Source organism: Bacillus sp. FSL L8-0099 (assembly GCF_038006385.1).
Lineage (GTDB): Bacteria > Bacillota > Bacilli > Bacillales > Bacillaceae_G > Bacillus_A > Bacillus_A toyonensis.
Genome location: NZ_JBBOVC010000001.1, coordinates 1,734,913 through 1,761,153, shown reverse-complemented (window position 1 = coordinate 1,761,153; position 26,241 = coordinate 1,734,913). Strand labels below are relative to the sequence as shown.

The following is a 26,241-nucleotide window of genomic DNA, read 5'->3' as shown; positions in this document are numbered from 1 at the left end:
TACCATTCCATCTTGAAATAATAAATTTTAACTTAACCAATATATGTTTTTGGATCCATAGCATTGCTCTTCTGTGCATTCCATTCACCTTTATGGATTTCAAAATGTAAGTGCTGTCCTTCAGATTGTCCTGTATTCCCCATTATGCCAAGTTGTTGTCCTCGCTTCACTTTTTGACCAGCAGAAACAGAACGACTCTTTAAATGAGCATATACAGTCGTATATGTTTGTCCGTTAATATTGTGAGAAATAAACACAACATTACCATAGCTTGTAGAATAATAAGAGCGAGTGACTACACCTTCTGCGGCGGCAACAACCGGCACTATTCCTGAAGCAGCAATATCTAATCCGTGATGCATTTGCCCACCACGTTTCTCAAATCCAGAAGTATATCTTCCTACAGCTGGTTGAATAAATTCATTTGTTGTATTTATCTCTTGGGATTGTCGCTGCTCCTCTGCATCAGTCTCACTTGTTTTTGATAGGAATTTACTTGATACATAACCGTTTTTACCGTTGTAATTAATTTTTTTCCATCCATTTTGTTCAAATAGAACTTGTACTTTTATTCCTTTTGATAAAGCACCGATTACACCATGATTTGTACCAGCACCGCTTCTTACATTTAACACGCTTACGTTAACATAGTAGTCATCAACTGTTGCTCCAGTAGATGGATTACTTGTTTCAGGTTTTGGTGGTGTACCTCTTTTAACAAATTTTACATATTCACTGCTTACATAACCAGTTCTTCCATTATGATTAATTTTCAACCAGCCATTTTCAACGCCAGTTACTTGCAATGTTCGTCCGTTTAATACACCACCAATTACACTATGGTATGTAGCAGGACCTGTACGCACACGTAAAGATGTAGCGTCTACAATGTATATACCGTCAGCCTGAACCGTAACATTATTTTGTTGTTCATTTGCATTAGAGCCACTCTTTGAAATGTAATCTTTACTAATATAGGCGTCTTGTCCTTTATAGTTAATTTTGAACCAATTTTGTACTTCACCAGTCACTCGAACTACTTGTCCTTTATACATAGAGCCTAAAATCGTATGGGAAGTACTTGGACCTGTACGAACGCGGAGGGAGGATACGTTAACTTTGTAATCCCCACTCGCTACTTGAAATTTCCCATTGTTATTGTCGCTTCCATTTGAGCCACTGTCTTTCACAAATTGACTGCTTACATAACCCACTTTTCCATTATGGTTAATTTTCAACCAGCCGTTATCTTCTCCAATAACTTGTAAAACTTTCCCTTCATACACGCGCCCCATTATTGCACTAGATGTATTTGGCTGTGTGCGAACACGTAATACATTAGCAGTTACAATTTTACTACGACTCTTACCTATATTCGTCTTTGCTAGTACGCCATTTTTCGAAATAAATTCACTACTGACGTAGCCAATTTTTCCGTTATGATTGACTTTCAACCAACTGTTTTCTTCTCCAATAACTTGTAAAACTTCCCCTTCATACACGCGTCCCATAATTGCACTAGACGTATTTGGCTGTGTGCGGACACGTAGAACATTCGTATTTACTGTTACTTGATTTTCATATTTTACTACATCAATAGTTTGCTCATGCTTCGTGTCTTTTTGTATAACAGTATTTTTCGCTTGAGCAGTACTAATAAATACACTTCCTGTAACAGAAGCTACTGCTACACTAGCTAAAATTTTTTTCATAAGTATAAAACACCTTCCTACAAACATATTCAAGTATCATTATGTTTTTATGTTAACTTCCATTTCTTTTCATTCTAACTATTCAGGAAAAGTATCCTTTTATTATCCACCATCTATACCTAGTAATAAAAGAAACTTAAATCCATTACACTTTGAAAATTCTCTCATTGCTTCAATATAACACTACACAATGTAGTTTTAATTTCCAAAAAAAATAGCTACTAATAATCACCTATAATTAATACTACAAAAATAAAAAAATCATAATTTAGGCCTTCTTCATTTAACTTATACTTTTGCTTAAATATACCTGCTCTCCTTTCACACTACGAATTGTAGTATAAAATAAAAGAAAGGTCAAATATAAGTATTTAGCCTTTTGTAACTACAATACATTACATTTATCCATTTCTAATCTAATCATAAATAATTATGTTTTTTAATCTCTAAATAACCAAAAAACATTTTCACCTTGTAAACTCTTCCTACAGGATAGCTCTCTTATTGTCTAAACTTTTATAAAAATAATATTCCCAATTCACAACATGACATATAAAAGCAGCAATCTACTAAGATAACTGCTTTACATTATGATAAACTACATGAATTTCACATTATTCCGGCTTATTAGGAATATTAGGGTTTGGAACATAATCAGATGTGTAATCTGTATATTTTACTTCCGTTACCATCCCTGCTGAAGCATGGTGTAGATCGTGACAGTGGAACATCCACTCACCCGGATTGTCTGCTACAAAGGCTACTTCATATTCTTCTCCTAGTTTCAGATTTAATGTGTCTTTAACAATTGGAGAACCTTCAATCGGTTTTCCATCTTTACTTAATACTTGGAAGAAATGACCGTGCAAATGCATCGGGTGATCGTCTCTTTTAGAGCGATTTACTAATTTCACTTTTACTAAGTCACCCTTTTTCACTAGAATTGGATCAATATCTGGAAATACTTTTCCGTTAATTGTATAAACCATTTCATTTCCATTCATTTTCGTATTCAAGTCCATATTATATGTGGCAGTATACTGCTGCTCTAGTGTGAAATTACCTAATTTTTTCTCACCATATTTCGTCATATCTAATTTCGGTAGTTTTTCTTTTTCATTTGCTCTGTCTTTCATCTCTTTACTACCTTCATATTCAATAATGGTTTTCATTCCTTTTGCACCTTTATTTGCTGAATGGTCTTCAACATACCATTTCCCAGGATTGTTAGCAGTAAATTCAACATCATAACGTTCACCCGGTGCGATTGAAATTACCTTATCCTTTATAGCTTTTGGATCGTTTATTGGTTGACCATCTGTCGCAACTACTTTTATATCATGACCGTGAACGTGTATATCATGTGATAGATAACCAGCATCAACGAGTCGAAGACGAACTTTATCACCCTTTTTCACTTTTAACGGCTCTACTAAATCACCGCTTTTACCATTGATTGTGAATAAGTTATACATACCCATATCATGACCTTCCATCTTCATATTTCCATGGTCCATTCCTGCCATATTACCAGAGTCTTTTTTATCACTACCCATGTTCATACCTGAATGATCCATGCCTTTCATATCATCATTCTTTTTTGCATTTTCATTATCCTTAGATTTATTACCTTTTTGCGCTTTTGTCATTTCTTTTAACTGCTTATTAATTTCTTCTTTATCTGTTATCCATTCATCTAACATTAACGTGTAATCTTTATCATACTTTTCATTTGTATCCTCTACAATAAGAGCACCATATAAGCCTCTATCTAGTTGATTTACAGAATCTTGATGTGAATGATACCAATACGTTCCTGGTACGTTCGCTTCAAATTCATAGGTGAAACTTTTTCCTGATTCAACCGCATCTTGTGTCACGCCTGGAATTCCATCCATGTTATTTGGGACAGGATACCCATGCCAATGAATAGATACTGGTGCAGGTAATTCATTTTTTAATGTCACTTTAACCTTTTCACCTTTTTTCACCCTAATTTCCGGACCCGGGGATGAACCATTAAATGTCCAGACTGGAACAATAACACCGCTACTTAGCTTTTGTTTTTCTTCTTTCGCTACTAAAGTAACTTCTGGCCCTTTTACAACTTTCAATGGCTTTGTAGCCGTTTCAGTCTGTGTTGTTTTTTTATCATTCATATTTTTATGATCATTTGTTTTATTTGTGGTCGCAGAACATGCAGCAATTAAAGATATTACGGAGACTGTAACTGCTGTTAATACAAATCCCTTCATAGAAAATCCCTCCTTTTTCTTTTTCAAGATTATTATAGAAGATAATTTTCAAGAAAATATGGAGATATAAAATGAGCAAAATAAAAAGGCACCCAAAATTGAGCGCCTCTTCTAACTATTATTTTGCAACAACTTCATCTTCTTTTACATTTACATTATTGTTACTCATAAACCCTTCAATCTCTTCAACTGTTCTAATGATATCTTTTGACAAATTTTCATAGCCATCTTTTGTTACAAGGATATCATCTTCAATACGAATACCAATTGATTCTTCTTCAATATATAGACCTGGTTCAATCGTAATAACCATACCTTCTTCTAATACTCTTTCTTTGTATGTTCCAACATCGTGAGTATCTAAACCAAGAAAGTGACTGACACCATGATAATAATATTTAGATAGTTCCTCATCTTCTTGAATTAAACCAATAGCTTTACACTCTTCTGCTAGTACCTTTTTTGTATGCTCATTTAATGCAGCAAAATTTAAGCCTGGCTTAATAATCTCTGTTGTTTCTTTCAATGCTTTTAATACAATATTATAGATTTGTTTTTGGCGACTAGAGAATGTTCCATTTGCCGGGAAAGTATAACTAATATCAGCGTTATAATAGTCTTTTTGAGCGCCTAAATCTAGCAGTACTAAATCACCATTTTGAATTTGTGCATCATTATCTTCATAATGAAGAACTGTTGCATTTTTCCCACTTGCCAAAATTGTATTGAACGCATGATGCTTAATCCCAGATGACTTCAGTGTGAAATCAAACTGAGCTTCTAATTCATATTCCATCATGTCTGCTTTTGCATGCTTTAACACATTGTAAATACCGTCTTTCGTTACAGCAATTGCTTCTTTAATGATTTCAATTTCTTCCTCTGTTTTAAACACTCGTAATTCACAAATTTCCGGGTATACATTACCAATTGTTATGTGTGGGTACTGTTCTCTTACATGTTTAGCAAACGCTAACGTTTTCGTCTCAGTACCCTTCCACTCACGACGCTCTAAATCTAAATACACATGTTGCGCATTTTCTGCGAAAAGTGTATGTGCCATTGTCTTCTCAAAGCTTTCTATATATACAACTTTTTGTATGCCTGAAATTCGTTCTGCATCTTCTTTAGAAACTGTTTTACCGACCCATTTTTCCATTACTGGATCTGATTTTTCAATGAAAAGAGTTTCTTCCACACTATTTCCAAACTTTTTCAACATGAAAATAACATTGGGCTCATCGATTCCCGTTAAATAGTAAAAATTTCGATTCGGCACAAATTTATAATGGGCATCTGCTGACATATGAGGTGCTTGTCCAGCAAATAAAATCGTAATCGATTCATCATGTAATGTTTTCGCTAATCGTTCTCTATTTTGAGCAAAAAATGTTGATTTCATAATAATCCCCCTAGCGTTCTATGTATAATTTTGAAACTGATTATCCAATATAATTCATTCTATTATTGTTATAATTTTTCGTCAATTGATAATGTTTATATAGAAGATAAACTTTCATTACTAGGCATCTAATCACTCCACAATTTCTTGACATTTATTCCATATACTTAATATCTCATATATATAAGAAAGGAGCCTACAAACGTGAAACATTACGTAGGACTAGCCATTACTTCATTATTTATCATTACAGGATGCTCTAATAACGTAGAAACACCACCAGTAAAAAAAGAAACAGTTCAATCTCAGCCCCAAAATAAAGATAACGCAAATACGATTCCGCAAAACTTCTATAAAGAAATTACATCTGGAAAAATAGCGCACATTCACGGAATTGGCTATGCAGGAAATATGCCTGGTATTTCTATCGCAACTCATAGTGGTATAAAAGTTTATCAAAATGGAAAATGGTTTGAAACTGCTACACAGTTACACGATTATATGGGCTTTCAGGCAACTAAAAATGGATTTTTTGCTAGTGGGCACCCAGAACCAGGTGCAAATTTAAAAAATCCTTTAGGATTAATGAAAAGTTCTGATGGCGGCAATAACCTTGAAAAGCTAGCATTCTATGGAGAATCTGATTTTCATAACCTTGCTGTCGGATATAATACAGAAACGATTTATTTATATAACGAGCGTCCAAATTCTAAATTACAACAAGGTTTTTATTTCAGTACAAACAACGGACAAGAATGGAAAAATAGTAAGTTAAAAGGCCTTTCAAGTACAATCCATACATTTTCAGTACATCCGGATCAAGCGAGTGTAGTCGCAGTAAGTGCTAAAGATGGTGTTTATTTATCTACAGATTACGGGAATACATTTGAACTATTCTCTACATCACTTGAATCGACAGCAGTTACATTAAGTAATGAAGATGTTTTTTACGCTCCTATCAATAAGCAAATGATAACGAAGAAATCAATTGCTACAAATGAAGAAACAAACTTACAGATTCCATCTTTAGATTCTAAAGATACAATTATGTATATATCACAAAACCCTCAAAATTCATCTGAAATAGTATTTGCTACAATGCAAGCAAATGTATTCCTTTCCACAGATGACGGTAAAACGTGGAAACAGATTACTAAAAATGGCTTATTACAATTTAATTAGAAAGGTGAATATAACGTGTTTTCAACAATTAGCGAGTGGAGTTATCAACTCATGTCTCCTTTAATGGATGTCACGAATGCTACGAAATCAATTCCTCTTTTATTTGCGTTTTTATTAGGCATAGTAGGTACCTTTGCTCCATGCCAATTAACAGGAAACATTAGCGCCATTACAATCTATGGCAATCAATCTTTACAAAAGGGACATATCTGGAAACATATATTGTTATTCATTTTAGGAAAAATAATAGCTTTTACGACGCTTGGACTATTAGTATGGGTGTTAGGAAAAGAAATTCAGCAAATATTAACTTTGTATTTCCCATGGTTACGTAAACTGATCGGACCTTTATTAATAATAATGGGGTTAATATTATCAGGTATTATAAAAGGTAGAAACTTCTTCTCTACCATCTTCCCTATCACATCTATACGAAAACAAAATGAAGTCAGCTCATTTTTGCTTGGGTTTTTCTTTTCGTTAGCTTTCTGCCCTACTATGTTTGTGCTATTTTTCGGAACATTAATACCACTCTCTTTAACATCTAATTACGGGTATTTATTTCCTACCTTTTTCTCTATAGGAACTGCTCTACCTGTCGTTGTATTACTGTCCATTATCTCCTACCTAGGCTTAAATGGAACACTACTTAAAAAGAGCCGAAAAATAGGGGGAAATATTCAGCGTATAGCTGGTGTACTTCTCGTTTTAATCGGACTTTATGATACCGCCCTATATTGGTAATACATACAAAAGGTAAGCTTCAGTGAAATGAGCTTACCTTTTGTATCATTTTATTCATTTTTCTTTTGTTGTAATTGTGTTAGCAAATTCGTAACAAACGCGAGAAACAATGGATCTTTCTCTTTTTTAGGCGACCACTGCATAATGAGTTGCCGCGGGATTTCAATGTCTATCGGTTGCACGATAAAGTCATGAATAATTTGTTTATGAAGTCCTGATAACGGAACGATCGTTATACCGTTAACTTGTAAAGTAAGTGCTAATGCCGAGCTAATTGACTCTGACTCCATCACTTTATTCACTGTTATTTCGTTTTTCATTAAGTATGGTTCAAGTACTTCTTTACAACCAGAAAGTGGCATAATAAAAGGATAATTTTTCAATTCTTTACTAGTAAGATTAGGTGGAATATTCTTTGAAGAAACGATAACATAAGGATCTTCACCAATAACTTCATAGTGAAATCCTGGTATTAGATTTTCTTTTATAGAAATAGAAAAATCAGCACTTCCAGCAGACAGCCAATTTAAAACTTCTTGATAGCTTCCCTCTCTAACTGCAAGCACGTACTGACTTTGATCAATATTACCTAATTGGATACACTCTGCCAAACAATATACAGTAACGGAAGGATACGTAGCTAATACAATCTTATACAAACTTTTATTCTTCAAGTGTAAAGCTGTTTCTTCAAGATTTTCATACTCCATTAGAAGTCGTTCTACACAAACTAAAAATTCTTTTCCATTTTCAGTTAACATCGTTCCTTGTCTAGAGCGCTCAAATAAAGTTAAAGCATATCGTTTCTCTAGTTTGTTTATAATATGCGTTATTGCTGGCTGTGTCATATGTAATTCCTTAGCTGCTAAACTAATGCTATTCAACCGAGCCACATATTTAAAAACTTTAAAATCAAAGACGTTCATTCTGTTCTCCTTATATAAAAGATATTTATATCATCTATAAATAACCTTCATTATATTTATCAAACTACTTCCTATACACTAAGTATACACCATCAATTTTACAAAAAAATAAAGCATATAAACATTAGAGGAGTGTTGATTAAATGAGTACTTACGTTTTAGTACATGGAGCATGGCAAGGTGAATGGGCATGGGAATTAGTAAAACCTCAACTAGAGGCTTTAGGTCACACTGTTATTACACTAGACTTACTTGGAAGTGGGAAAGATACAACTCCTTCACAAAATATAACGTTAGATTCCTATGTTGATGCAGTAACAGCTACTATAAATCAACAAACTGAAAAAGTTATTGTTGTTGGACATAGTATGGGTGGAATTGTGATCACTCAAACCGCTGAACTTATACCGAATAAAATCGATAAATTAGTATATCTTTGTGCATTCTTACCACAAAACGGAGAAAGCCTTGGCAGTAAATTAGATGGTGAAGCTGGTCCACAATTTTCAATAAATGAGAACGACATGACAGCTGAACTTATACCTAATCTAATTGAAAAAACATTTTTAAATGCTACCGAAAATGAAGAGATTAAAGAAGCATCTTCCAAAAAAATGGTCCTAGTGGCTGAGGACGCATCTTCCAAAAAAATGCGTCCTCAGCCACTAGGACCATTTCAACAACAGCTAAAAATTTCTGAAGAAAACTTCGGAACTGTAGATCGCATTTATATTGAAACAACTCTAGATAGAGCGATTCCAATTGATTTTCAGCGCCGAATGAATACAGAAACTCCATGCTCGAAGATTATTACTTTAGAAGCTGATCATTCTCCCTTCTTTTCAAAAGCAACAGAACTTGTGAATTGTTTACATGCGTTAAGCTAAATTTCATTTAATGAAAATAGACACCCGCGGGTGTCTATTTATTATGCTAACTAAGAATTGTATGTTCTTCTCTACATTTGCATTCCCTTTTGCTTCATCTCCCACTTTTTATACAGTAATACTGCACCAAATAAGAATACCCCCGCAACAAATGAACCTACTGGTAACATCTTTATCATTTCATCTGGAAATACGAGCGGCAGTAATGGAAATGCATATGCTGCTGGAATACGTACACCAACTATTTTTAATAAAATAAGCATTAAAATCATATTTAATAAAGTGACTATAATCCATGAGTCGATTGCAAAGTACAATAAAGTTCCAACAGTTGGAGATGTAGTTAATACTACTATTTGTTTACATGCCATTTTTTCATTGTACATCGGTTTTTGAAGTGATTCATACACAACAACTAATATTGGCGGAATAACCGCTAATTGTTCATGACCAGTGATCCAGCATATACTTATCCAAATGAAATTTAGTATTAGAAATACAGCCATATATTTATATTGGATGTTAACTTTTCTCTCAATACCGCTATTCAATTTAAAAACAAGGACACCAACCATTAAAATAAATGTTAAAACGAAGACTGAGATAACAAATGACCATTCAGTCGCATTTGTCACTAAAGGTAATAAACCTGTCGCAATAGATGGTGCTAAATTTGATTGTATAATACGTAAAAACAGCATCATAAATATAAGTGTTACGCTTACTTTTGCTATATAAGCTAAATCCATTTGATTCACCATAAAACCAATACCAGCTGTTACTGACGGTGCAATAAAGATTTTTTCTGGCTGCCTTAACCAACCTGGCTCACGATACGCCCATAAAGCAATTGCCATCGCTGCTATTTCCGGCAAAATGACTTCCGGATCATTTAATAACACACCCGCTGTTACCATAGCTAAAATAAAGAAAATAGCAATCGTATATGAGATGATTGTTTCTTTTTTTGAAATTACTGCATTCATTATTACATACTCCCTTTACTTACTACTCTCACAATGTAAAACAAAAATTCAATATACCCTACTAAGGTATTGTATATTAATATCTTTTCCATTTCAAGTATTTGTAATTTTTTCATTTTTCATCACCCATTACACTTACAAAAAAAGGATTTTTATAGGCGTTGACACTCATTGAAAGATAGGTTACAATAACTATACATTAGTAAGTAACTAATGTAATTAAATCTAACTTGAGGTGAAAACAAATGAAAAACATTTTATTCCGTATTAACGAATTATCAAAAAAAGAAAAAACATCTGGATTAACAGTTGATGAAAAACAAGAACAACAAATGTTACGTCAAAACTATACAAAAACATTTCGTGGAAGTTTAGATTCCATTTTATTAAACACAAAAATTGTCGATTCAAATGGTTTTAATGTTACACCAGTTGCATTACAAGATGCTCAAATTCGTTTGAAATTAAGCAAATGAAATTAAAGCTAAAGAAACAATTGTATAAAACATAAAAGAGCTGGACTTTTCATAATGAAATTCCAGCTCTTTTTCTACTTAATATTGTTGTTTTTGCAATGTAACATACGAGCGATACATCGCAATTCTCCACGACACAATCATCGCAAATGCGAGTAAGAAAAACATCCCGCTTAATTGCGCCAAATCAAGTGTTTGGCTTAAATATGATTTTAATGCGACTCGTACAGCTAATAAACCAATTAAAATAAATATAAATGCTTTTGACGGTTTCATATATATATGTTCGCCTCTTACTTCGAACTTAGTTGTTTTAATAAGAAATATAGAGAAAATAAGTCCTGCGATAATTGCCTCTACTATTTCTAACGATGTTAATCGGAATTCCGGTAAGAAGAACATCATGGCGCCAGTACTCATAAAAATTGGCGGCAAAATAATTTTCTTTTTCGTAACCGGCTTTTTCGCTGACTTAAAGCGAAGAAACATAACACCAACGGCCATACAAACTGCTACGATACTTGATAAAAGTGCTACACTCATACTCTCCACTCCTATCTATTTAATAGACTTTTTGAGTAAAATCATAAACCAAACGAAACCGATACTTATAATAACATGACCTAATCCAGCCATATGGCTTAAACCGTTAAAGTCAGTTCCATTTACTTGTAGAAGACCTCTACATACCATTGTTACGATAGTAATAATTAATCCTGTATTATATACAACAAACCAGGCATGAAAACTTTTTGTTTCTTGTATTTGAAATACTTTAACTAAAGCAACAGCGACTAAAAAGAATATGAATCCAAGCACTAGTACGTGTGTATGTACTAATTGCAACATAGTGGAACCTTTAATTCCTTGTGCTTTCGTATACTCTCGCGCAAATACTCCTGATAATAAACCAATAATTAAGTAAATGAATGCTGCATTATATAATTTCTTCATTCTATTCCTCCTGCTGTAAACTTTCCATATTCGCTGCAATCATTTTACGCAAAGTTTATGAACGGAATATGAACAAAATATTACATTCTATTTTTAAAGAACAAAAAAGCCATTCCACAATTATTAATTGCGGAATGGCTTTTCAACTTATTTTAAATCATCAATTGTGAAAGCACCAGGCAGTAACTGCTCAACAGTCACTTCTTTTTCGTCACCTTTTACATTCGTTAGTAAAACTCGCATTTTCGGATCACAAAATTCAGCAATCACTTGTCTACAAGCACCACATGGTGAAATAGGTCCGTCAGTTTCTCCTGTAATGACTAAGTAACTAAAGTCGCGCTCCCCTTCTGATACTGCTTTGAATATTGCTGTTCTTTCTGCACAGTTACATAAACCGTAAGAAGCATTTTCTATATTACAACCAGTATAGATTTTACCTTCTTTTGTAACTAATGCAGCACCAACCGGAAATTTTGAATACGGAATATACGCTTTCGATAACATCTTATTTGCTTCTTCAATATATTTTTTCTTATCCATATTATTTCCTCCTCAAAGTAAATGTAATGTTGATTAGTCAGTAATAACAGTATGAACTAATTTAGGAGCCACTGCTGTTTCAGCGATAGAAATATTTTCATAAATTTTTGCTTTTACATCTTCTACATTTTCACGATTTGCGTAGATCGTTACGAATGGCTCGCCTTCTTTTACTGCATCGCCAACTTTTTTACGTAACATTAAACCTACAGCTAAATCGATTTCATCTTCTTTCGTTGCACGGCCTGCACCAAGTAACATTGCAGCGATACCGATTTCATCTGCAACAATGTTTGAAATCACGCCTGAAGTTTTAGCAGGTACATCAATTATATACTTCGCTTGTGGCATTTTTTCTGGATTGTCTACAATTGAGCTATCTCCACCTTGATTGCTTAAGAACTCTTTAAATTTCTCAGTTGCTTTTCCGTTTTTCATAACTTCAATTAACATTTCACGAGCTTCTTCTAACGTATTTGCTTTTTTCGCAAGTACGACCATTTGACTTCCTAATACAAGTACTAATTCTGTTAAATCTTCTGGCCCTTCACCTTTTAACGTATCAATTGCTTCTTTCACTTCTAGGGCATTACCAATCGCAAAGCCAAGAGGTTGTGACATATCTGAAATAACAGCCATCGTTTGACGTCCTACATTATTTCCGATGCGTACCATTGCATGTGCTAATTCTTTTGCATCTTCTTCCGTTTTCATAAATGCACCTGCACCTGTTTTTACATCAAGTACGATTGCGTCAGCACCAGCTGCAATTTTTTTACTCATAATTGAACTTGCGATTAGAGGAATTGAATTTACTGTTCCTGTTACATCACGTAATGCATAAATCTTTTTATCAGCAGGTGTTAAGTTTCCTGTTTGTCCGATAACAGCTACTTTGTCACGGTTTACAATATCAATGAACTGCTCTTTCGTAATTTCAACGTGGAATCCTTCCACTGCTTCTAATTTGTCAATTGTTCCGCCCGTATGTCCTAAACCACGACCTGACATTTTTGCTACTGGTACATCTAAAGCAGCAACTAATGGTCCTAATACTAATGTAGTTGTATCACCAACACCGCCAGTTGAATGCTTATCTACTTTAATGCCTTCAATTGCTGATAAGTCGATCGTTTCTCCAGACTCCACCATTGCCATCGTTAAATCTGCACGTTCACGATCTGTCATATCTTTAAAGAAGATTGCCATTGCAAGTGCACTCACTTGATAATCAGGAATACTTCCGTCTGTATATCCATTAATAAAGAATTTGATTTCTTCAGTCGTTAATTCTTTGCCGTCACGTTTTTTTGCAATAATATCTACCATTCTCATTACAATCACCATTCCTTTTTATATGATATGAATCTATTAAAATAATAAGCCAACGATTGTTGCTGATAAGAAACTTACTAGCGTTGCACCGAAAAGTAATTTCAAACCAAATCTTGCGACTACATTCCCCTGCTTTTCATTTAAGCTCTTAACTGCCCCTGCAATAATTCCAATTGAAGAGAAGTTTGCAAATGAAACTAAGAATACAGATATAATCGCTGTCGTTCTGTCTGAGAAATTAAAGTTCCCTTGCGCTAAATCTGTCATAGCGACAAATTCATTCGATACAAGTTTTGTTGCCATAATATTACCGGCATTAACTGCTTCATGCCATGGAACACCCATAATAAATGCAAATGGTGCAAATACATAACCAAGAATTTCTTGGAATGAAATACCGATTACACCTTTAAATACTGCATTAATGAATGCGATAAGAGCAACGAAACCAACTAACATAGCTGCTACTGTAATCGCAACTTTAAATCCATCGATAATGTATTCCCCTAATACTTCAAAGAAAGTCTTCTTCTCTTCTTCTTGCACTTCTAACATATCTTCTTCTTCAGTAACTTCATACGGGTTAATGATAGAAGCAATGATAAAGCCACCGAATAAGTTAAGCACTAAAGCGGTTACAACATATTGCGGTTTTAATAACACCATGTATGATCCAACGATAGACATAGAAACTGTAGACATTGCAGATGCACATAATGTGTACATTCTTTTCTCTGGCAATAATCCTAGTTGTTTCTTAACTGAAATAAACACTTCAGACTGTCCTAAAATCGCAGAAGCTACCGCGTTATATGATTCTAGTTTACCCATTCCATTTACTTTACTTAATGCTAGACCGATAGATTTCACAATAATAGGTAATACTTTAATATGTTGCAAAATACCTATTAAAGCTGATATAAATACGATTGGCATTAATACACTTAAAAAGAATGAAAACTCTTTTTGATTTACTAATCCACCAAATACGAAATTCACACCATCAGCGGCATATTTTAATAATTCCCCAAAACCATCTGCTATTCCGCTAATTAATATATTCCCTACACTTGTATTTAATAGTAAAAACCCCAAAATGAATTGTAATATAACCATCGTTATGATTGGACGATATTTGACTTTCTTTCTATCATTACTAGCAAGCCAAGCGATACCTAAAATCAATACGAGGCCAAAAACACCGATTAAGTATTTCATAAGCCGTCTCCTCCCATTCGTATCCGCTTACATTCTTTTCAATTGTTAAAGCAATAGATACACTATACTTTGTGTATCTATCGCTTTTCACACTTTATTAATTAGTAGTTATCTGTAGCACCTTTTGCATCGTTTAATACGATTGCAACACTAGCGCTTGCTCCAACACGAGAAGCTCCAGCAGCTACCATTTTATCTGCATCTTCACGTGTACGAACTCCGCCAGATGCTTTTACACCAACGTTTGGTCCTACCGTTTTACGCATTAATGCGATATCTTCAGCAGTTGCTCCGCCAGTTGAGAATCCAGTTGAAGTTTTTACGAAATCAGCGCCAGCTTTTACTGATAATTCACAAGCACGAACTTTTTCTTCGTCTGTTAGAAGGCAAGTTTCAATGATTACTTTTACAAGAGCTTTTCCTTTTGCTGCTTGTACTACTTCATAAATATCTTTTTCAACGAACTCATTGTCGCCATCTTTTAAAGCACCTACGTTGATTACCATATCAACTTCAGTTGCACCTTTTGCGATAGCATCTTTTGTTTCGAATGCTTTTGTTTCAGTAGTGCTTGCTCCTAATGGGAAACCGATTACAGTACAAACGTCTACATCATGTCCAGCTAATTCTTCAGCAGCTAGCTTTACCCATGTAGGATTAATACAAACAGAAGCGAATTTATATTCCTTTGCTTCCTCGATTACTTTCATAACATCTTCTTTTGTAGAATTAGCTTTTAAAATTGTATGGTCAATTAACTTTGCAATATTCATTATTATCACTCCTCATATCTTTTAACAACTTCATTCTAACTCTTAGTTGAACAAATGTAAAGACACTTTTGAAATTTTGTTCATTCTTTTTTAAAAGGAATTTTCTTGTAGTAAATAAAGCGCATTCTAACTAAGAAACAATTCACATTTAAAATCAAAACTTTTATATTAACAATGGTAGTATGTATCTCAATATCCATAATTATTTTTAAAAAGGCAATTTGTATTCAAAAAACACTCCCATAATTCATACATAACAAAATAAAAGGCTTTCTCAAAATTAACATCTTGAGAAAGCCTTTTATTTCTAACCTTTTTGATAATGTAACAGTTCTTTTGCTGTATGCTGATCAATAATTAATACATTTGCATACCCGCCACGTAACGCACCATCAATTGCTTGTATTTTTCTATTACCACCTGCAACTAAAATAGAACGTTTCTTTAATTTAAGTTCCTCTAACTCAATTCCAATGGTACGCTTATTAATTTCTTCACTACTAATATTTCCGTCTCCGTCAAAGAAACGTGAACAAATGTCACCGACAGCTTGTTTTTTCAGAATGTTCGTTTCATCCTTATCTAAATATCCTAATCGGAATAATAACGCTTCATCACGCACTGTTCCGACAGTGAAAACTGCAATATTTGCTTGTTTCCCCATTTCAATAATGTGATGAATATGTCGATCCTGCTCTACTAATTCTTTTGTCACCGCATTATCAAATATAACTGGGAGCGGTAAATTTCTTGGTGTCGTTTGAAAAGCCTCTGCAAATAAAGCAATGGTCTCATTCGCATATGTATTTACACTCGAATGACTAATACCACCTTTTAGCTGGACAACTTCTACACCTTTCACATGTTGTGGTACGATTTTCCTAGCGATTTCATACATCGTCATTCCCCAGCTTACACCGACGATATCACCGTTTTTCACTGTCTTTTCCATGTACTCAGCCGCATATTTACTAATATACTCAGTAATCGTTGCATATTCTGGCACTGGAGAAAATACTACATGCGCCTCTAACAAGTTGTACTTTTCTTTCAATAAATTCCCAACGTTATCTAAATCAGCAAATGGATCGGCTATACTAATTTGAACAAATCCTTTTTCTTTCGCGTACTTTAATAATCTAGAAATCGTCGGTCTTGAAATATTTAATTTGTTAGCAATTTCTTGCTGACTATAATCGGATTGATAATATAATCTTGCAACTTCAACGCTTAATTGTTGTTTATCTTTTTCCATAATAACTTATTACAAACCCTTTCCTGTATTTCCCTTTCGTTACAAGCATTATACAGCTTTATGCAAAAAAATTCGACTACCGAATTTTTACTAACTGAACTTCTACTTCACTTAGTATATACAATGAAACCTTTTTGTGTAGATTTACAAACTCAATATAGATACACTTGAAACATATAAATCGATTTATATGTAATTCATTCTTTTTTCTTTTTCTGTAGTAACGATAACAAAGCCGTTCAATAAGAAACATGAAACATCGTCTAAAAACTATTCAAATACCCTTCATAAACTGAAGATACTGTTTATGAGGGGTATTCATTCAATTTAAGTCTATAAAAATTGGATGGAAACAATGCAAGTTCTCACTTATTTAGAATAAGAGAAAAGATGATGTTTTATTTGTTCAATAAAATAATGATGGTGTATATTATCGTTAGATACTCGACTTGCCATAATAGCTCCCTCCATTGAAGATGCAAGAAAAGAAGCGAGCGATATAATATCTAAACCTTCTTTAAGTTCTTGTTTCTCTATTCCTTCCTTTATGAGAGAGGCCATTAACATTACTGTATCATCATAACCTTTTGCTGCTGCTTTTTGTAATTCTGGAAATACTCCAGTACTTTCAATTGCGCTATTAAGTAATGGACAGCCTCCAGCAATAGGGGGGTTATTAGCTGCATCTTGATATACAAGGAATATTGCAAGGATTTTATCGATTGCTGTCTTTTTATTTTCCATCGCTTTATGAAAATGGTTCCACATAATCTCACCACTTTTGTCGTAGGCAGCAAGGACAATTTCTTCTTTATTTTTGAATCTACGATAAATAGCTCCTTTAGATAGTTCAGTAGCTGTCATTATATCCTGAATGGATGTATAAGTTATTCCATTAGTATTAAATAAATATAAAGATGTTTCAATAATCTTTTCTTTTACCTTATCAACTTTAGTCATGCTTTGTGGTCCTCCTAATAAAACGAACTTAATATTCAAGGTGATTTTTACTATGATTTTTTTGAATTTTTATTGTAAGTATAAATAAGTTTGAAGCAAAAATATCTTATCAATCCCTATCTTATAGGAACCTAAAACAATACAGTTTGAGGTTCATTAAATTATGTTATCTATAACATTCGAATGAATTTTCTGTTAATAACAATGTGAACAATCGGTTAATTCAGTCATATTATACAACTAATTCTATTTAAAACCATAGAAGAAGTAAAAATATATAGTTAATTTTAATGTATAGACATATAACTATTATATATAATTTTTATTAATATGTTTAGCTAAAGGGATGAGCTACTCCCACTTTCATTTCATTCTATAAAAGGGTAATCATTAATGATTGCTGTAATTTGATTGTAAATAAACAACCGATATATAAATATACTCGGTTTTTACTATTTTGATTTTGTTAATAATTTGTAAAAAGGGTTTAAAAAACTAGAAACTTATAGTATCATTAGATTCCGAACCGAACCGTTCGGTTCGGAATCTTGTATAAATTAGAAGGAGAACCTTATGCAGAAAGAAAAATCAAAGATTCTAAGTAATTTAATTATGGAGGTAATAAGGTGAACTTTATTAAAATGAATCAAAAAGAACTTATTATGCTACTAGTTTATCCAATGTTTACACTATTTCAAATTGGCTTGTTCATATTATTTGGCATATCACTTTTAACTAATGTCAATTTAGTTGAATCAGAATTTGCTCTTGGTGCCATGAGCTTGACTATACCTACTATTCTAGGAGTAATGTTCTTTAGGAAAGAAATTATTCAAAGTTTTACTTATTTTAAAGAGAAGACAATTTTGAAAATAGTAAGTATTCCTATAGTGGTTTTATTTATGGTAATTGTGGAAAATTCTATTATGCATTTTCTAAATACAGGTCAGCCAGAGAACCAAGAACAGGTCCTTACACAAGGGGCAGAGATTCCTATTATATTCACATTGCTCCTATTTGGAATTATGGGTCCAGTAATTGAAGAAATTATGTTTCGCCATATATTATTAAATCGTTTTTCGCATTATGTTGGTACTGCTATTGCATCTATCATTTCAATTATAATTTTTACAGTACTTCATACGAACCAGCTTTCGGATATTGCTATTTATTTACCTGGATCGGTAATTCTTACTGCGGCTTATCTTATTTCTAACAGATCCATTGCATATGTTATGGCGATACATGTGTTAAATAATTCTATTGCTTTCATTCAAATGTACATGTCATAGTGAGACATATGTTAAACAATGGCATTACTTTCATTCTAAACTAGACTTGTTTCTGTTGCAGAGTTAAAAAATAGAAATAGATATTAATAAATGGGGAGTGCAATTTAGATAGTGACTAATGATTTGTGTAATTCCTTGCACGTCAAAAAACCACAGTTTGGATGTAAACTGTGGTTTTTTTTATATAGGGGACCCACATCACAATTAAACTAAGAAAAGCAAATATCCTGAGATAAGAAAATTGGTATGAAGGTGTGAAATCAATTATAAAATGGTAGCTTTAGAATAAATGAAACGAGAAATTACCGTCATTGTTTATTTCTCATTTCATTTACATATTTATTTTTGGAAAAATAACCTAACTCCAAATACTAATAATACTGTACCAGTAATACCCTCTATTGTACGGTTCACTTTTTCTTTTCTTAAAAAAGTTCTTAATTGACGTATTAGCGTGATATAAAGCAAATACCATATTACTGTCAAAGTCGTAAATGTGAGTCCTAACAAAAGAAATTGGAAGAAATGACTTTGATTGCTCACAATAAATTGGGGTAAAAAACTTAGGAAAAATACAGCAGTTTTTGGGTTTAAAATTGCCGTAGTAAATCCTTGTCTAAAACTTTTAATTGCTCCAATATCTTTATAGTCCATTTCTACTGAACCTGACATATCTTCTTTTCTAGAAAAAGCACTTTTAATTGACTTCACAGCTAAGTACATTAAATAAAAAGCCCCAGCATATTTTATAAATGTAAATAACATAGCAAATTTCATTAGGATGGCAGAGAGTCCTAGCGTAGCCATTATTGTATGAATCATCATTCCAGATATCGTTCCTAAGACGGTCTTTATCCCACCATTTTTACCATGCGAGATAGTATTTTTTGTAACTAAGGCAAAACCAGGACCAGGCATAATTATGATTAGCATTGCTGTAAGGATAAATAATAAATAATTTTCCATGTTCTAATATTTCCTTTCTAATTTTTAATTTTGCTTACAGTATAGCTTTTTTCATTAAAACATTACATATAAAAGGCTTGATCAGAAGTTTATCTGGGTTATTAGTATCAATTTGGCTAAACATTATCCTAAAGCCATATTGATAAAACACATGGCAAACTTATATATCAAACGACAAGTTCAACTCTCACAAAAAACAGGATAAAAAAATAAACAGCAGAACTAGTCCACTGTTTATTTCGCCACACCTTCATGTAATTTTTCTGTATAATCTTTTACATCTTTCCAGCTATCTTTCGCTGTATGTAAATCTTCTTTTATAAACGTAAACTCTTCCGGACTAATTCCTTTTACGTTTTGTAGTAAATTATTATATTTTGCACCTACTGTATACCATTGATTTGATATGTTTTGTAGTGCTGTAATTGCTGCATCAATTGTTTCTGTCATATTTGTTGTTTTATTTTTCACATCTGTCAAAATTGCGACTTCTGCTTGTGCGCCAGAAATTCTATCTTTTAAATTGGCTATTTCTCTTTCTGCATTTGCGATATCTTTTTTCGCAATCGCAATCATCGGTCCGCCAGCAAGACATGTTATTAACGCTACGCAAAGTACACCACCAGCAATAACCATATCATTACTCTTTTTAATCGAATCATTATATGTATTTATTTGTTGCTCTAATGCTGGAATACCAGCATTCGTACTCGCCAAAATCGAAGTTAATTGATTTGTATCTTCTTTAAAACTGTTTGTATCTTTCGCCATTCTATCGCGAAATGCTTTTAAATTCCCTAATAAAATATCTACTTCATTTTGATTTTTTAAAATGTCCGCATACAACTTTTCTAAATCCGCTTTTAATTTACCGCTATCCTTTTGATCAATCGCTACTAGCATGCTATTATAGTACGCTTGAAAAGTATTATTGTAATTAATAATATTTTGATCCGTTTTCATAATTTGAGGCTTCATATTATTTAACCAATACGCTGCATTAATTTTTGCATCTCTTTGGTGCTGAACCATATTTCCTTTAAACTCACTATTAATTGAACTTATTTTACTCAAATCAGTCTCTTGCTGATTTTGAATTAATTTTGCATATGAATCCATTGCAAATATACTCGATGTCGTTTGCGCCATTACATCTTGGAAACCTGCTGGTCCAAGAGAATAATTTTTCGCATTTTCTTGCAATGTTTTTACGTTTTGTTCCGCTGCAAAAGGATGTAAAGGAAACGCGTTACTTGTTGCGAATCCAGCAATCATTATCGTTAAAAGACATTTTTTATAGAATTTATTACGCATAATTATCACCTATTCTTTTTATGAAGATATGAAACGTTAGAGGTAAAAAAAGCTCCTGCTCACTACTGAACAGGAGCTCTCTATTATTTAAAAATCATTTATCTGTACGTAATGCTGTAACAGTTCAATTACTATTATGCTTTTTTCGTATCTACTACTTTAATATCCTCAGCATAAATCTTTTCTGCATAGTCCTTAATGTTTTTCCAGCTATCTTTCGCAATGTTTAAATCTTCTTTAATGAAAACAAGATCGTTTGGACTAATTGAATCTACATTTTGAAGTAAAGAATTGTATTTTGATCCCATTGTGTACCATTGGTTTGAAATATTTTGTAACGCTGTAATTGCAGTATCAATTGTATTTGTTAAATACTCTGTTTGTGTTTTAATGTTCGTTAATCCTGCTACTTCTAATTGCGCAGTTGTAACTTGTCCTGTTATCTTTTGAATTTCTGCTTGTGCATTATCAAGCTCTTTCTTCGCTAATACGATTCCAGCTGTACCACCGCCTACAGCTGCTGCACCACCTGCAATTAATGCGACTCCTAGCGGTGTTCCTGCGCCCGTAGCAATAACTACTGCACCACCGATAATTGCAATTGGTCCTAGAGCTGTCGCAACAGATGAACCGATAATAATTGCATTATATTTACTAATTGCTTCATTGTACGTTGTAATTTGATTTTGTAATAGCGGAATTCCTGCATCTTGACTAGCTAATATAGATGTAATTTGATTTGCATCACCCTTGAAGTTTTGCGTATCCGAAGTCATTTTATTGCGGAATTTCTTCAAGTCTTCTACTAACTGATCCACTTGCGCTTTATTTTCATTAATACTACTTGATAATCTAGTTAGGCCTTTCGTAAGAGTCGCTTTATCTTTTGCATCTACTGCAGCAACTAAAGTATCATAATAGTTTTGGAATTTCGTATTGTAGTTAATGATATTTTGATTCGTTGAAATAAGCTGTGGTTTTAATACATCTAACCATTGCTTCGCATTTCCTCTAGCTGTATCTTGGTGCTGAATTACTTTTCCTTTTAAAGCCGCATCAACAGACGATACATTTCCAAAGTTAACATTACCTTGTTTAATAATTGTTAAAGCGTACAGATCCATTACTAAAGCGTTTGAACCTGTTCTTTCCATTGCATCTTTTAGGCCTTCTGGTCCTAATGAGTATTCTTCATAGTCATTATAAGCTTTTGCTACAGCATGAACTGGAGCTTGTTTCACTGTACTTTCAGCTGCATACGTATGGGCCGGCATAATATTCCCTGCTGCAAATACTGCCATAAGTGCTGATAGAGCCATTACTTTATAAGGTTTTTTTGTCATTTTTCTTCTCTCCCTATATCGCTAATTATTTTTCTGTTTAATGTACTTCAACGTTTGTAACATAATCTTCAAATTGATTTGTTTGCTTATTCATTTCATCACTTACTTTTTTAAGTTGATTGAAATGTTTTTGAAGTAAACTACTGTCTGTATACGTGCCTTCTTCAATATTTGTTTGAATTTGGATCATATTATTATTGAAAACTTTCCAATCCGCTAATAACGTTTCTAAAGTTGCGATTTGGCGATCAATTAGTTCTGTAAAGCTACTTACTTGATCTTCAACGAATGTAATTTGAGTCGCCTCTGATTCAGTCTGTGATAACTTTTGAATAAGTGGTAATAGCTCTTTTTGCTTTTGTTGAATACGAAGAGCTGCTTCCCTCGTTTGACTATCTGCAGCATTTACAATTTCATTACTTAAAGTACCGATAGAAACAAAGTCGATTGTTTTCGTTTGTGCAGTTTGATTTGTAATTGTAAATACTTGTTTACCGATATTAATAGAACCTTTAATGATTTCTTGCGGTCTATTCAAAATAGTAGTTAGTTCAGCTTGAATTTCCCCTTGAATTCTTTTAATATCTTCTCTTAATTTCACAATATCCCCATTTGATCCTTGCAGTGTTTTTATTGCTTCATCAGCTTTAATCGATAAGTTATTGCTATCTTTGTCTAATACTGTTTTAAATCGATTTAACTCTAATAAATCTTGCTCCATACTCTCTTGGATGCTTTGTACTTGCAGTTGTAATTTTCCATATGCATTTGTAAAATCTGCTTTTGCTTGTTCATCTTCATTTACGTTTCCTGCTAGTTCATAGAGCTTACTATAATAACTATTAAATCTAGTACTATATCTCATCATCTCTTGATTTAAATCGATTAACTTCGGATTATATTCATCAATCCACTCTCTTACATTTGCCTTTGCAAACTTTTGATGATTCGTCAAACTACTCATCGCATTCACCTTAATGTCTGGCTGTTGTAAAATAACTAATCCGTATGCTTGTATAAGCGGTGACTGTGATCCTAACATTCTAATTGAATTGGATAATGTATTTGGAGCAATTACATTTTGTGCATATACTGCTTTCACTTCTGTTTGCCCCTCCTTAGCGTAAGCGCTTACAGGAATGAAGCAACTCGTAGATACTGCTGTAACCAATAACCCTGTAATTAAAGTCTTTTTCACTTTAACTCCTCCTATGTATTAGCAACTATTACTATCGCATTTTATTATTCTATTTTCTTGCAATTAATTTGAGATGGTTAAAATAGAGAACATTCTCACCGTGATTCGTGTACGAACCATCTCTCCTAACTTTTTTCTACAGTACTTACTTATTGTTATAAAACATTTCATACCTTTTCATATGTGCTTAGTATGAATAGATTTGTATAAAATTTCTATTCTATTGCAATTTTCACATTCATACAGTGAATATATTACATAAAAATATTATTCATTTTAAACTAATTCACGTATAAAAGTATGAAATTTCGTTTTGTTTTCAAGTAAGTTTTGTACTGTAAGGTCATTTAAACACAGCTATTTATATAACGTAAAGAAGTATTTTCATTCCCTTTATTTTCAAGCTCTCATGTCCTTATCCCAAAATAAAATTCGTTTCACTTTCCCGATTAAAATATCCATATATCACAACAGAAAACACTACTTACTCACAACGGATAAAATTATATTAATATAATTTTTAGTTAAATATGCAATAATGCATAGCGTATACACAAAAAGGATAGCTTCACTTTCGTGAAACTATCCTTAAAAAATCTTCTTACTTTTTCAAATGATATGGAACTGTCGTAATAACAACATTTCTCTTATAGAGTAAATACGCACGTATGAGTAAACTTGATTGATTATGAAGAATGTTATGCCAGCCTTTTTTCGGAATAAACTGTGGTATAACGACCGTAACTCGATAATTTGATTCACTCGCTTTATATTGCACTGTATCAATGAACTTAGTTAGCGGCTGAATAATACTTCTATAATGAGAATGCAATGTAACAAGCCTTACTTCAGGTTGCCACTTCTTCCATTTCTCTTCAAATTTCTTTTCCTCTTCTCTGTCAAAAGCAACATATACAGCGATAACTTGATCTGCAGAAAGAGCCTTCGCATAGTTCAATGAATTTTCTACTACATGAGTCATACCAGCTACAGGCACGAGAATTACATTCCCCTCAATCGGAATAAGAGGCTCACAAGTTTTTAAACTTAATTGATCACCGACTGCATCATAATGCTTCTTAATTCGATGGAACAAGAAGATAATAGCAGGTAAGAAAATAAGGATCGACCAAACTTGAGCGAATTTAGTTAAAAAGAACATGCTCATAACGATAAAACTAATGACTGCACCAATTAAATTAACCGTTAATCTTAAAGCCCATCCTTCAGGTTTTTCACGAAGCCATTTTAATACCATACCTGTTTGAGAAAGTGTAAATGGAATAAACACACCTACTGCATATAGCGGAATTAAATGTTCTGTTTGACCTTGGAAAGCTACAATTAAAATAATCGAAGCAATTCCAAGTATAATAATACCGTTTGAGTAACCAAGACGGTCTCCTCTAATCGTAAACATTCTCGGTATGAATTTATCTTTTGCAAGGTTAACTGCTAATAATGGAAATGCAGAATACCCTGTGTTAGCAGCAAGAATTAATATTAAAGCTGTTGTGCCTTGTATGAAATAGTACATGAAATTACGTCCAAATGTTTGTTCAGCAATTTGAGAAACAACAGTTACTTCTTTACTCGGTGTAATTCCGTAATAATAAGCTAAAAATACAATTCCTGAAAATAACACAGCAAGTAATGCGCCCATCGCAAGCAAAGTTTTTGCTGCATTGTTTGGTGCAGGATCTTTAAAATTTGGAATTGCGTTTGAAATCGCTTCAACACCTGTTAAAGCCGAACTACCTGATGCAAATGCTCTTAACAGTAAGAACAAACTAATTCCCGCAACCGGCGTTCCAATCGGCGTGTGTAAGGTCGGTGAAACGTGACCAGTTAAAATATTGTATATCCCTACACCAATTAATATAAATAGTGCTAAAACGAATAAATAAACAGGATATGCTAAAACGGAAGCTGACTCTGTTACACCTCTTAAATTTAATATGGTTATAAATATAACAAATATAATCGCAATGATTACATTATGTGCATGTAAGCTAGGAAAAGCAGATGTTAACGCATCTGTACCTGCTGATACACTTACTGCAACAGTTAAAATATAATCCACTAATAAAGACCCTCCAGCTATTAAGCCTGGATTCATCCCTAAGTTTTCTTTTGATACAACATATGCGCCCCCGCCATGTGGGTAGGCAAAAATAATTTGACGATAAGATAAAATAAGAGCTGTCAATAATACTAATACCCCAATAGCGATCGGAATGGAATACCAATACGCAATCGCTCCAAGACCTGCTAAAGCGATTAAAATTTGCTCTGGTCCGTATGCAACTGATGACAATGCGTCAGAAGATAGAATGGCTAGCGCCTTCGTTTTATTAAGCTTTTGCTCTCCTAACTCAGTTGATTTTAACGGCCTTCCAATTAAAAATCTTTTAATAGATGAAACCACAGCTGTCCACTCTCCAATAATTTTGTACGAACGATTCTGCTTGTTACAGCCAGCAAACTATTTCTTCAGAAAACAAAAAATGTCTACAAGCC

The 26,241-nt window shown here is 33.2% G+C and carries 22 protein-coding genes and 1 pseudogene; 5 read left to right on the top strand and 18 right to left on the bottom strand.

Annotated elements, in window-relative coordinates:
- Positions 1–32: 32 nt before the first annotated feature.
- From MHH42_RS09185 to MHH42_RS09175, 3 genes are all read right to left on the bottom strand, one after another.
- Entirely contained in the window at positions 33–1,712 is a 1,680-nt protein-coding gene (locus MHH42_RS09185; RefSeq protein WP_098638090.1) for an SH3 domain-containing protein, read from the bottom strand.
- Between the two features lie 614 nt (positions 1,713–2,326).
- Complete coding sequence (locus MHH42_RS09180) at positions 2,327–3,967, bottom strand: multicopper oxidase family protein (RefSeq protein WP_097854286.1); 1,641 nt, start codon at positions 3,965–3,967, stop codon at positions 2,327–2,329.
- A gap of 118 nt (positions 3,968–4,085) precedes the next feature.
- A complete protein-coding gene (locus MHH42_RS09175) occupies positions 4,086–5,369 on the bottom strand; it encodes an aminopeptidase P family protein (protein ID WP_340893196.1) in 1,284 nt (427 codons plus the stop codon).
- A gap of 204 nt (positions 5,370–5,573) precedes the next feature.
- Between MHH42_RS09175 and MHH42_RS09170 the strand changes: the two genes are divergently transcribed.
- Together MHH42_RS09170 and MHH42_RS09165 are read left to right on the top strand one after the other, a co-directional pair.
- Positions 5,574–6,551 (top strand): F510_1955 family glycosylhydrolase, encoded by a 978-nt coding sequence (locus tag MHH42_RS09170; protein WP_000683855.1) that lies wholly within the window; start codon positions 5,574–5,576, stop codon positions 6,549–6,551.
- A 15-nt stretch (positions 6,552–6,566) separates the two neighbouring features.
- A complete protein-coding gene (locus tag MHH42_RS09165) occupies positions 6,567–7,295 on the top strand; it encodes an urease accessory protein UreH domain-containing protein (protein WP_000493104.1) in 729 nt (242 codons plus the stop codon).
- A 50-nt stretch (positions 7,296–7,345) separates the two neighbouring features.
- On the opposite strand, the gene MHH42_RS09160 is transcribed toward MHH42_RS09165, so the two are convergent.
- Positions 7,346–8,221, bottom strand: a complete 876-nt coding sequence (locus MHH42_RS09160; RefSeq protein WP_001100321.1) for a LysR family transcriptional regulator — start codon at positions 8,219–8,221, stop codon at positions 7,346–7,348.
- 143 nt (positions 8,222–8,364) lie between these two features.
- Between MHH42_RS09160 and MHH42_RS09155 the strand changes: the two genes are divergently transcribed.
- On the top strand, positions 8,365–9,108 hold the full coding sequence (locus MHH42_RS09155; protein ID WP_340893195.1) for an alpha/beta fold hydrolase: 744 nt from the start codon (positions 8,365–8,367) through the stop codon (positions 9,106–9,108).
- A gap of 71 nt (positions 9,109–9,179) precedes the next feature.
- Here MHH42_RS09155 and MHH42_RS09150 read toward each other — a convergent pair whose 3' ends face one another.
- On the bottom strand, positions 9,180–10,094 hold the full coding sequence (locus tag MHH42_RS09150; protein WP_000994712.1) for a membrane protein: 915 nt from the start codon (positions 10,092–10,094) through the stop codon (positions 9,180–9,182).
- A gap of 245 nt (positions 10,095–10,339) precedes the next feature.
- Here MHH42_RS09150 and MHH42_RS09145 point away from each other — a divergent pair, with 245 nt between their 5' ends.
- Complete coding sequence (locus tag MHH42_RS09145) at positions 10,340–10,570, top strand: DUF896 domain-containing protein (RefSeq protein WP_000789785.1); 231 nt, start codon at positions 10,340–10,342, stop codon at positions 10,568–10,570.
- A 49-nt stretch (positions 10,571–10,619) separates the two neighbouring features.
- Here MHH42_RS09145 and MHH42_RS09140 read toward each other — a convergent pair.
- From MHH42_RS09140 to MHH42_RS09105, 8 genes and pseudogenes are all read right to left on the bottom strand, one after another.
- Positions 10,620–11,113: pseudogene (locus MHH42_RS09140) on the bottom strand (CcdC family protein).
- Positions 11,114–11,128: 15 nt separating this feature from the next.
- Positions 11,129–11,524, bottom strand: a complete 396-nt coding sequence (locus MHH42_RS09135; RefSeq protein ID WP_000737869.1) for a DUF2871 domain-containing protein — start codon at positions 11,522–11,524, stop codon at positions 11,129–11,131.
- A 147-nt stretch (positions 11,525–11,671) separates the two neighbouring features.
- Positions 11,672–12,067: a cytidine deaminase gene (locus MHH42_RS09130; protein WP_000358537.1), complete on the bottom strand. Its 396-nt coding sequence runs from the start codon at positions 12,065–12,067 to the stop codon at positions 11,672–11,674.
- Between the two features lie 33 nt (positions 12,068–12,100).
- The gene (locus MHH42_RS09125) at positions 12,101–13,402 is read right to left on the bottom strand and encodes a pyrimidine-nucleoside phosphorylase (protein WP_002093789.1); all 1,302 of its coding nucleotides are present in this window, start codon (positions 13,400–13,402) and stop codon (positions 12,101–12,103) included.
- A gap of 36 nt (positions 13,403–13,438) precedes the next feature.
- The gene (locus tag MHH42_RS09120; RefSeq protein WP_000876190.1) at positions 13,439–14,620 is read right to left on the bottom strand and encodes a NupC/NupG family nucleoside CNT transporter; all 1,182 of its coding nucleotides are present in this window, start codon (positions 14,618–14,620) and stop codon (positions 13,439–13,441) included.
- A gap of 101 nt (positions 14,621–14,721) precedes the next feature.
- A complete protein-coding gene (gene deoC, locus MHH42_RS09115; RefSeq protein WP_001017434.1) occupies positions 14,722–15,393 on the bottom strand; it encodes a deoxyribose-phosphate aldolase in 672 nt (223 codons plus the stop codon).
- Between the two features lie 307 nt (positions 15,394–15,700).
- Positions 15,701–16,648: a sugar-binding transcriptional regulator gene (locus MHH42_RS09110; RefSeq protein WP_000409788.1), complete on the bottom strand. Its 948-nt coding sequence runs from the start codon at positions 16,646–16,648 to the stop codon at positions 15,701–15,703.
- 369 nt (positions 16,649–17,017) lie between these two features.
- Entirely contained in the window at positions 17,018–17,608 is a 591-nt protein-coding gene (locus MHH42_RS09105; RefSeq protein ID WP_340893191.1) for a TetR/AcrR family transcriptional regulator, read from the bottom strand.
- A 626-nt stretch (positions 17,609–18,234) separates the two neighbouring features.
- Here MHH42_RS09105 and MHH42_RS09100 point away from each other — a divergent pair.
- A complete protein-coding gene (locus MHH42_RS09100) occupies positions 18,235–18,900 on the top strand; it encodes a CPBP family intramembrane glutamic endopeptidase (RefSeq protein ID WP_001009316.1) in 666 nt (221 codons plus the stop codon).
- Between the two features lie 339 nt (positions 18,901–19,239).
- Here MHH42_RS09100 and MHH42_RS09095 read toward each other — a convergent pair whose 3' ends face one another.
- The 5 genes from MHH42_RS09095 to MHH42_RS09075 form a co-directional block, all read right to left on the bottom strand.
- Positions 19,240–19,866, bottom strand: coding sequence for a LysE family translocator (locus MHH42_RS09095; RefSeq protein WP_340893188.1), 627 nt, complete (start codon positions 19,864–19,866; stop codon positions 19,240–19,242).
- Between the two features lie 234 nt (positions 19,867–20,100).
- Positions 20,101–21,180, bottom strand: coding sequence for a non-hemolytic enterotoxin NHE subunit C (nheC, locus tag MHH42_RS09090; protein ID WP_052943618.1), 1,080 nt, complete (start codon positions 21,178–21,180; stop codon positions 20,101–20,103).
- Between the two features lie 134 nt (positions 21,181–21,314).
- Positions 21,315–22,523 (bottom strand): non-hemolytic enterotoxin NHE subunit B, encoded by a 1,209-nt coding sequence (gene nheB, locus MHH42_RS09085; RefSeq protein ID WP_000162968.1) that lies wholly within the window; start codon positions 22,521–22,523, stop codon positions 21,315–21,317.
- A 37-nt stretch (positions 22,524–22,560) separates the two neighbouring features.
- On the bottom strand, positions 22,561–23,721 hold the full coding sequence (nheA, locus tag MHH42_RS09080) for a non-hemolytic enterotoxin NHE subunit A (RefSeq protein ID WP_000751820.1): 1,161 nt from the start codon (positions 23,719–23,721) through the stop codon (positions 22,561–22,563).
- A gap of 601 nt (positions 23,722–24,322) precedes the next feature.
- Positions 24,323–26,149, bottom strand: a complete 1,827-nt coding sequence (locus MHH42_RS09075) for an APC family permease (RefSeq protein ID WP_000254863.1) — start codon at positions 26,147–26,149, stop codon at positions 24,323–24,325.
- Positions 26,150–26,241: the final 92 nt, after the last annotated feature.

Bases quoted from the DNA above. Each gene is read 5' to 3' on its own strand.
- MHH42_RS09185 (WP_098638090.1), bottom strand. From the start codon at position 1,712: ATGAAAAAAATTTTAGCTAGTGTAGCAGTAGCTTCTGTTACAGGAAGT.
- MHH42_RS09180 (WP_097854286.1), bottom strand. From the start codon at position 3,967: ATGAAGGGATTTGTATTAACAGCAGTTACAGTCTCCGTAATATCTTTA.
- MHH42_RS09175 (WP_340893196.1), bottom strand. From the start codon at position 5,369: ATGAAATCAACATTTTTTGCTCAAAATAGAGAACGATTAGCGAAAACA.
- MHH42_RS09160 (WP_001100321.1), bottom strand. From the start codon at position 8,221: ATGAACGTCTTTGATTTTAAAGTTTTTAAATATGTGGCTCGGTTGAAT.
- MHH42_RS09155 (WP_340893195.1), top strand. From the start codon at position 8,365: ATGAGTACTTACGTTTTAGTACATGGAGCATGGCAAGGTGAATGGGCA.
- MHH42_RS09150 (WP_000994712.1), bottom strand. From the start codon at position 10,094: ATGAATGCAGTAATTTCAAAAAAAGAAACAATCATCTCATATACGATT.
- MHH42_RS09145 (WP_000789785.1), top strand. From the start codon at position 10,340: ATGAAAAACATTTTATTCCGTATTAACGAATTATCAAAAAAAGAAAAA.
- MHH42_RS09135 (WP_000737869.1), bottom strand. From the start codon at position 11,524: ATGAAGAAATTATATAATGCAGCATTCATTTACTTAATTATTGGTTTA.
- MHH42_RS09130 (WP_000358537.1), bottom strand. From the start codon at position 12,067: ATGGATAAGAAAAAATATATTGAAGAAGCAAATAAGATGTTATCGAAA.
- MHH42_RS09125 (WP_002093789.1), bottom strand. From the start codon at position 13,402: ATGAGAATGGTAGATATTATTGCAAAAAAACGTGACGGCAAAGAATTA.
- MHH42_RS09120 (WP_000876190.1), bottom strand. From the start codon at position 14,620: ATGAAATACTTAATCGGTGTTTTTGGCCTCGTATTGATTTTAGGTATC.
- deoC (WP_001017434.1), bottom strand. From the start codon at position 15,393: ATGAATATTGCAAAGTTAATTGACCATACAATTTTAAAAGCTAATTCT.
- MHH42_RS09110 (WP_000409788.1), bottom strand. From the start codon at position 16,648: ATGGAAAAAGATAAACAACAATTAAGCGTTGAAGTTGCAAGATTATAT.
- MHH42_RS09105 (WP_340893191.1), bottom strand. From the start codon at position 17,608: ATGACTAAAGTTGATAAGGTAAAAGAAAAGATTATTGAAACATCTTTA.
- MHH42_RS09095 (WP_340893188.1), bottom strand. From the start codon at position 19,866: ATGGAAAATTATTTATTATTTATCCTTACAGCAATGCTAATCATAATT.
- nheC (WP_052943618.1), bottom strand. From the start codon at position 21,180: ATGCGTAATAAATTCTATAAAAAATGTCTTTTAACGATAATGATTGCT.
- nheB (WP_000162968.1), bottom strand. From the start codon at position 22,523: ATGACAAAAAAACCTTATAAAGTAATGGCTCTATCAGCACTTATGGCA.